The following is a 6,000-nucleotide window of genomic DNA, read 5'->3' on the forward strand; positions in this document are numbered from 1 at the left end:
ACCCCGGCGCGTGTCGGGTGGAGCAGGCTCAGCCGATGAAGTCGGAGAGCTCCTTGACGATGGCGGACTTGGGCCGCGAGCCGACGATCTGCTTGACGACCTCTCCGTTGTGGAAGAGCGCCATGTTCGGGATGCCGGTGACGCGGTACGAGGCCGGGGTTACCGGGTTCTCGTCGACGTTCATCTTCACGAACGCGACCTTGTCGCCGTGCTCGATGTTGAGCTCGTCGAGGATCGGGGCGATCTGGCGGCACGGGCCGCACCACTCGGCCCAGAAGTCCACGAGGACGGGCTTGTCGGACTTGAGGACGTCAGTCTCGAAGCTGGCGTCGGTAACGGCGGGAAGGTCTGCCATGTGAGTCTCCTAGATGAGTGAACCGAAGGTCTGGTGCAGTGAACCGCCGGCTACCGACGGTTGTTCCCGCCTTACGCGACGCCCACGCCCGAGGAGACCTCAGCCTGCGTCAGCGCCGGCGATCCGGCGCTGGAGGCGGCGAAGTCGCGGGCGGCCAGCCAGCGCTCGGCGTCGAGGGCCGAGGCGCAGCCGCTGCCGGCGGCGGTGATGGCCTGCCGGTAGTGGTGGTCGACCAGGTCGCCGCAGGCGAACACGCCGTCGAGGTTCGTGGCGGTGGAGGGGTGCTCCACGAGCACGTAGCCCTCGTCGTCGAGGTCGACCTGGCCGCGCACCAGTTCCGAGCGCGGGTCGTGACCGATGGCGATGAACAGCCCGGTGGCGTCCATCGTGCGCAGCTCGCCGGTGGTGGTGTCGCGCAGGACGACGCCGCTGAGCGCGCCGTCGCCCTCGAGCGAGGCGACCTCTGAGTTCCAGGCGAACTCGATCTTCGGGTCGGCGAACGCGCGCTCCTGCATGATCGCCGAGGCCCGCAGCTCGTCGCGTCGGTGCACCAGGGTCACCTTGGACCCGAAGCGCGAGAGGAAGGTGGCCTCCTCCAACGCGCTGTCACCACCGCCGACGACGGCGATGTGCTGCTCGCGGAAGAAGAAGCCGTCGCAGGTGGCGCACCAGCTCACGCCGTGGCCGGAGAGCTCGTCCTCGCGCGCGACGCCGAGCTTGCGGTAGCCCGAGCCCATGGCCAGGATCACCGCGCGGGCGCTGAAGGTGCCGTCCTCGGTGCGGACCGTCTTGATCTCGCCGCTCAGGTCGACCTCGATGACGTCGTCGGCCACCAGCTCGGCACCGAAGCGCTCGGCCTGGGCGCGCATCTCGTCCATCAGCGCCGGGCCCTGGATGCCCTCGCGGAAGCCGGGGAAGTTCTCCACCTCGGTGGTGTTCATCAAGGCCCCACCCGCGGTCACCGAGCCCTCGAAGACCAGCGGGGCCAGGTTGGCGCGCGCGGCGTAGACCGCGGCGGTGTACCCGGCGGGTCCCGAGCCGATGATGATGACGTTGCGGACGTCGGTCATGGTGCTCCCAGCAGACGGCGGACGATGCGTTGTTCGCAACCGATCCTAGGCGCGGGTTGTTCCGTGCGGTCAGGACGCGGGGACCGTGGCGCTCGCCACCACCGAGCCGTCGGCGCACGAGAGCGCCCGCACGCTGCGCTCGCCGCCGCTGACGGCGCCGAGCTCGACCAGGACGGGCTTGCCGTCGACCAGGGCCAGGGCGCCGGTGGCGCCGGCCGCGGGCCGCGCCGAGCAGCTCGACGAGGTCTCCGTGCCGCCCAGCGCGTAGGCCGCCGCGGCCTGCCGCAGCTGCGGCAGCGACTGCTCGACGCCGGCGCCGAACCGGCCGGAGGTCAGCTGCGGGACGTGGGTGAGTCCCACCCGGGCGCTCGGCGCGAGGCCCTGCGGGCTCGCGCTGCCGGACGCGCTACTCCCACCCGCGTCGCTCTCCGGGTCCGTTCCCGCCTGCTTCGAGGCGCTGGAGGCCGAGCCCCTCGACGTGGTCTGGAGGCCATCGCCCATGCCGCGCACGACGGGGACCGCGACCGCGACCACCGCAGCGACGGCGGCGGCGGCGAGCACGACCGGTCCGACCCGCAGCCTGCGCGCCGACGAGCGGGGGGCCGGTGGCCGAGCAGACGCGCGCTCGGCCACCAGGCCGGCGAGCCGGTCGTCCAGCCGGGCGGCAACCTCGGGCGGGACGGGGGTGTCCAGACGTGCCTCGGCGAGAGCGCGCCGCGCCCACTCCTCGGCCTCGTCGGGGCCCTGGTCCTGGCTCATCTCACCTCTCCTCGCTCTGGGTGGGACGCAGCGGTCGGATCGGCGGTTCCCGGCCGGTGGTGGGCCAGCAGCTCGGCCAGCCGGGCCCGGCCCCGCGAGCAGCGCGACTTCACCGTCCCCGGGGGGCATTGGAGCACCTGCGCCGCCTCCGCGACCGAGCAGCCCTCGACGTCGACCAGCACCAGGGCGGCGCGCTGGTCCGGCGGCAAGGTGGCCAGGGCCGCCAGCAGCTCGCGGCGCAGGTCGCTCTGCTCGGCGTGGTCCTGCGGGCTGTCGCCGGTGGCGGCGACGTCGTACTCCTCGAGGTCGTCGGGCAGCGGCCGCACGGCGCGCACCCCGGAGCGACGCATGCGGTCCAGGCAGGCGTTGACGACGACCCGGTGCAGCCAGGTGGTGACGCGGGCGTCGCCGCGGTAGGACTCCGCGCGCCGAAAGGCCGAGACCATCGCGTCCTGGAGGGCGTCGGCGGCCTCCTCGGGGTCACCGGTGGTGCGCAGCGCCACCGCCCACAGCCGGTCGCGGTGGCGGGCGAAGAGCCGGCCGAACGCGTCGAGGTCGCCGGCCACGTGGGCCCGCAGCAGCGCGCGGTCGTCCTCGTCGGCGTCGAGACCACCGGCGTCATCACTGCTCACGATCGGATCACCACCCCCGAGATGCCGCCACGGTAGCCGCCGTCGGCCGGTGGCAGCGAGGTCAGCCAGACCACGACGTACCGGGTGCGCACCGGCCGGTTCGGCACCAGTCGCAGCCGGGTGCCGGCATCGGCCCTGGTGGCGATCTTGGCCAGCCCCTCGATGCCGGTGGGGGTGCTCCTCGCCGCGGTCGGGGCGGCGTAGAGATCCAGGGAGGTGGGGGAGCCGACCAGGGCGAGGCTCACCGAGCCGATCGGCTGGATCGACCCCAGATCGAGCACCACGCCGACTCCGGGCTTCAGCCCGCCCAGATCGGCCCGGCCGCGGTAGGTAGAGGTGGTCCAGGCGGTCCGCGGGTTGCCGTCGATGACGAAGCGGGTCTGGTCGGGGTTCTCCTCCGGCGGCACGCCGTAGGGGTCGAGGTCGTCGACCGCGCGCACCTTGAGCTGCTGCCCGGCCGTCGGCGAGGCGCTGGCCGTCGGGGTGCTCGCGGTGCCCCCTGGCAGCGCCTTGCGGACCTTGCCGCCGAACCCGATCAGCGAGGCCACGACCACCAGCACGACGACCACGATCAGCACCGCCACCGGCAGGCGCAGCCAGGGTCGCCGGGTGCGCTCCTCCCAGTCGTCGCGCGGCGTCTCGGGATCCTCGTCGTCGAACGGCCAGGCGCTCTCGGCGCCGGTCACGACGCCGATGCCGCTCCCGGTGCCGTTGGTGCTGGTCGCGGCGTGGTCGGTCTGGCCCCAGCTGGTGGTGGCCGAGGTGGGCAGCTCGACCCGCGGGCGGCGGCGGGTGCCTTCGGGGGCGAACAGCGGCCGCTCGCGCTGCGGCTCGAGGTCGGCCGCCGGCGGGGCCTCCTGCTCGCTGGGAAGGTGCCAGTCCGGGTCGGCCTCCGCGTCGGCGAGCACGTCGCGCGGCACGAGCTGGGTGGGCTCGCCCTCGTCGTCCGCTTCGTAGGCGTCGGTCTCGGTGTCGGCGTCGGTGGGCCGGTCGTCGGGTGCGGTGACGTCCTCCTCCCACGGCTGGTCGTCGGCGTCGAGGTGGTCGGTCTCCTCCACCGGGATCGGAAAGGGGGTCGCCGCGGTGACGGTGTCGTCGGGCTCGGCCGCGACGGTCTCCTGCCGGCCGGTCTCCTGCCGGCCGGTCTCCTCGGGATCGGCCTCGACGGGGCCGGTCTCCTCGGGGCCGGTTCCCTCGGGCAGCGGCTGCGGCGCGGTACCGGCCGCCGCCTCGAGCGCCACCGGCGTCGGCGGTACGACGGCGGGATCGGGCGAGCCCGGCTCGCCGAGGTACTCGGTGAGCACCGCGGCCAGCTGGTAGGCGCTGCGTGCCGGGGCACCGCGAGCGAGCACGCGCTCGCAGACCAGATCCAGTGGCCGGGGGACGCCGGCGCGGACCTGGCGGGGACGCAGCGGGCCGGAGGCGTCGCGCGGTGCGGCGGTGACCGAGGAGCCGGAGGCGCCGGGCCACTTGCCGACCAGACCGGTGTAGAGCAGCCCGGCGAGGTCGACGACGTCGGCCTCCTGCGCCCCGATGCGCGGGTAGTGGCCGCTGCGCAGCAGCCGGCGCTGCAGGCAGGCGTCGGTACCGAAGCCGATGATCCGCACCGCCCCGGACTCGATGAGCATGACGTTCTCGGGCGCGAGCCGGCCGTGCGCCAGCCCGGCGGCGTGGGCCACGGCGATGGTGAGCGCGACCTCGCGGGTCAGCCAGGCGGCGCGGTCGGGCGGCAGCGGTCGCTGGGAGACCATGATGTCCAGCGACTGGCCCTGGCCCCACTCGTTGATGACCCAGGCCAGCCCGTCGCGGACGTCGGCGTCGAGCACTCTGAGCAGTCGTGCGTCGGTGACGGCGGCGGAGCGGCGGGCGGCCTCGAGCAGGGGGTCCGTGCGCTCGTCGTCCTCGGGCAGCACGTGGACCGCGACGCTGCGGGCGAGGACCTCGTCGGTGGCCCGCCAGAACCGGGCGCCCTCGACGTCGTCGAGGAGGTCCTCCAGCCGGTACCGGCCGCCCAGGAGGGTGCCCGGGGTCAGCGCGACGGTCACGGCACCTCTCCTCCGGGCTCGAGCGGGGGGCGTGCGGCGAGTCTAGGTTCTCGTGCGACCCCGGCGCGGGAGGCGGCCGGTCACCAGGCCGACGACCTCGCCGATCTCGGCGATGCGCAGCGCGCGCCCGATGACGGCGACGCCGGCCACCTCGAGCAGGCCGGCGACGGCCAGGGCCACCAGCGCGGCGAGCTTGGTCTGGCCCAGCACGGCGTGCACGGCCTCGCGGCCGGCCCAGGCCAGCAGCGTCGCCAGGCCCGCGGCGACGAGCAGCCGCACGGCGTAGCGCAGCAGCCGGCTCTCCTCCAGCCCCCCGACCAGCCGGGAGAGCACGACGAAGGAGACCGCCGCCCCCACCGCGTAGGCGCAGGCGTAGGCGATGACCAGGCGCGGCGCGGTCTGGCCGGGGTCGATGCCGCGGGTCAGCGCCACCGCGAGCACGATGTTGACCACCGCGACCACGCACTGGATGCCGAACACCAGCCGGGTGCGCTCGAGGGCGTAGAAGCCGCGCAGCACCAGGTAGTGGCTGGTGAAGAAGAACAGGCCCACGGCGAAGAGCGCCAGGGTGGGGGCGAAGAGGGCGAAGGAGCGCTGGGCGGCGCCGTAGCCGTAGACGACGTCGGACACGTCGAGCGCGACGACGGGCAGCAGCACCACCACCGGCACGACGAGGGCGTAGGTGGTGCGCATCGTGGCCGCGACGCCCGCGCCCACCCCGCGCAGGTCGCCGTCGGCGGCCGCGGCGGACAGCCGGGGCAGCATCGCGGTGGCCAAAGAGACGGTGGCGATGGAGTGCGGCACCATCACGACCAGGAACGCGTTGGCGTAGATGGTGTAGCCCGTGGCGCCGCCCCCGCCCGCGGCGCAGCCCTGCACCACCGACTGGGCGGTGCCGTCGGAGGCGATCCGGACCACGATCGTGTAGGCGATCTGGTTGACCACGACGAACAGCACCGTCCAAACGCCGAGGCGCAGCGTGTGACCCAGGCCGGTGCCGCGGAAGTCGAACCGCGGCCGGAACGTGACGCCCGCGCGCCGCAGGTAGGGCAGCAGGACCAGCAGCTGGATGGCGATGCCCAGCGTCGAGCCCAGGCCCAGCAGCAGCTCCTGGTGGGCGCTGAACGGGCCGAGTACCG

At 74.2% G+C, this 6,000-nt stretch carries 6 protein-coding genes; all 6 read right to left on the reverse strand.

The genetic code is table 11. From position 1 onward, the window contains the following. Positions 1 to 28: 28 nt before the first annotated feature. Positions 29 to 355, reverse strand: coding sequence for a thioredoxin (gene trxA, locus D9V37_RS18625; protein ID WP_121807604.1), 327 nt, complete (start codon positions 353 to 355; stop codon positions 29 to 31). A gap of 71 nt (positions 356 to 426) precedes the next feature. After that, on the reverse strand, positions 427 to 1,425 hold the full coding sequence (trxB, locus tag D9V37_RS18630) for a thioredoxin-disulfide reductase (RefSeq protein ID WP_121807605.1): 999 nt from the start codon (positions 1,423 to 1,425) through the stop codon (positions 427 to 429). A gap of 69 nt (positions 1,426 to 1,494) precedes the next feature. After that, positions 1,495 to 2,184, reverse strand: coding sequence for a hypothetical protein (locus tag D9V37_RS18635; RefSeq protein ID WP_121807606.1), 690 nt, complete (start codon positions 2,182 to 2,184; stop codon positions 1,495 to 1,497). Beyond that, positions 2,181 to 2,816: an RNA polymerase sigma factor SigM gene (gene sigM, locus D9V37_RS18640; RefSeq protein ID WP_198412644.1), complete on the reverse strand. Its 636-nt coding sequence runs from the start codon at positions 2,814 to 2,816 to the stop codon at positions 2,181 to 2,183. The genes D9V37_RS18635 and sigM overlap by 4 nt, the downstream gene beginning before the upstream one ends. Beyond that, positions 2,813 to 4,861: a protein kinase family protein gene (locus D9V37_RS18645; RefSeq protein ID WP_121807607.1), complete on the reverse strand. Its 2,049-nt coding sequence runs from the start codon at positions 4,859 to 4,861 to the stop codon at positions 2,813 to 2,815. The genes sigM and D9V37_RS18645 overlap by 4 nt, the downstream gene beginning before the upstream one ends. A 42-nt stretch (positions 4,862 to 4,903) precedes the next feature. Further along, positions 4,904 to 6,000: murein biosynthesis integral membrane protein MurJ (gene murJ, locus D9V37_RS18650; RefSeq protein WP_332835766.1), on the reverse strand; the 1,097-nt coding region annotated here is incomplete at its 5' end.

It is taken from the genome of Nocardioides mangrovicus (genome assembly GCF_003674065.1).
GTDB lineage: Bacteria > Actinomycetota > Actinomycetes > Propionibacteriales > Nocardioidaceae > Marmoricola > Marmoricola mangrovicus.

Bases quoted from the DNA above. Each gene is read 5' to 3' on its own strand.
- D9V37_RS18635 (WP_121807606.1), bottom strand. From the start codon at position 2,184: ATGAGCCAGGACCAGGGCCCCGACGAGGCCGAGGAGTGGGCGCGGCGC.
- trxB (WP_121807605.1), bottom strand. From the start codon at position 1,425: ATGACCGACGTCCGCAACGTCATCATCATCGGCTCGGGACCCGCCGGG.
- trxA (WP_121807604.1), bottom strand. From the start codon at position 355: ATGGCAGACCTTCCCGCCGTTACCGACGCCAGCTTCGAGACTGACGTC.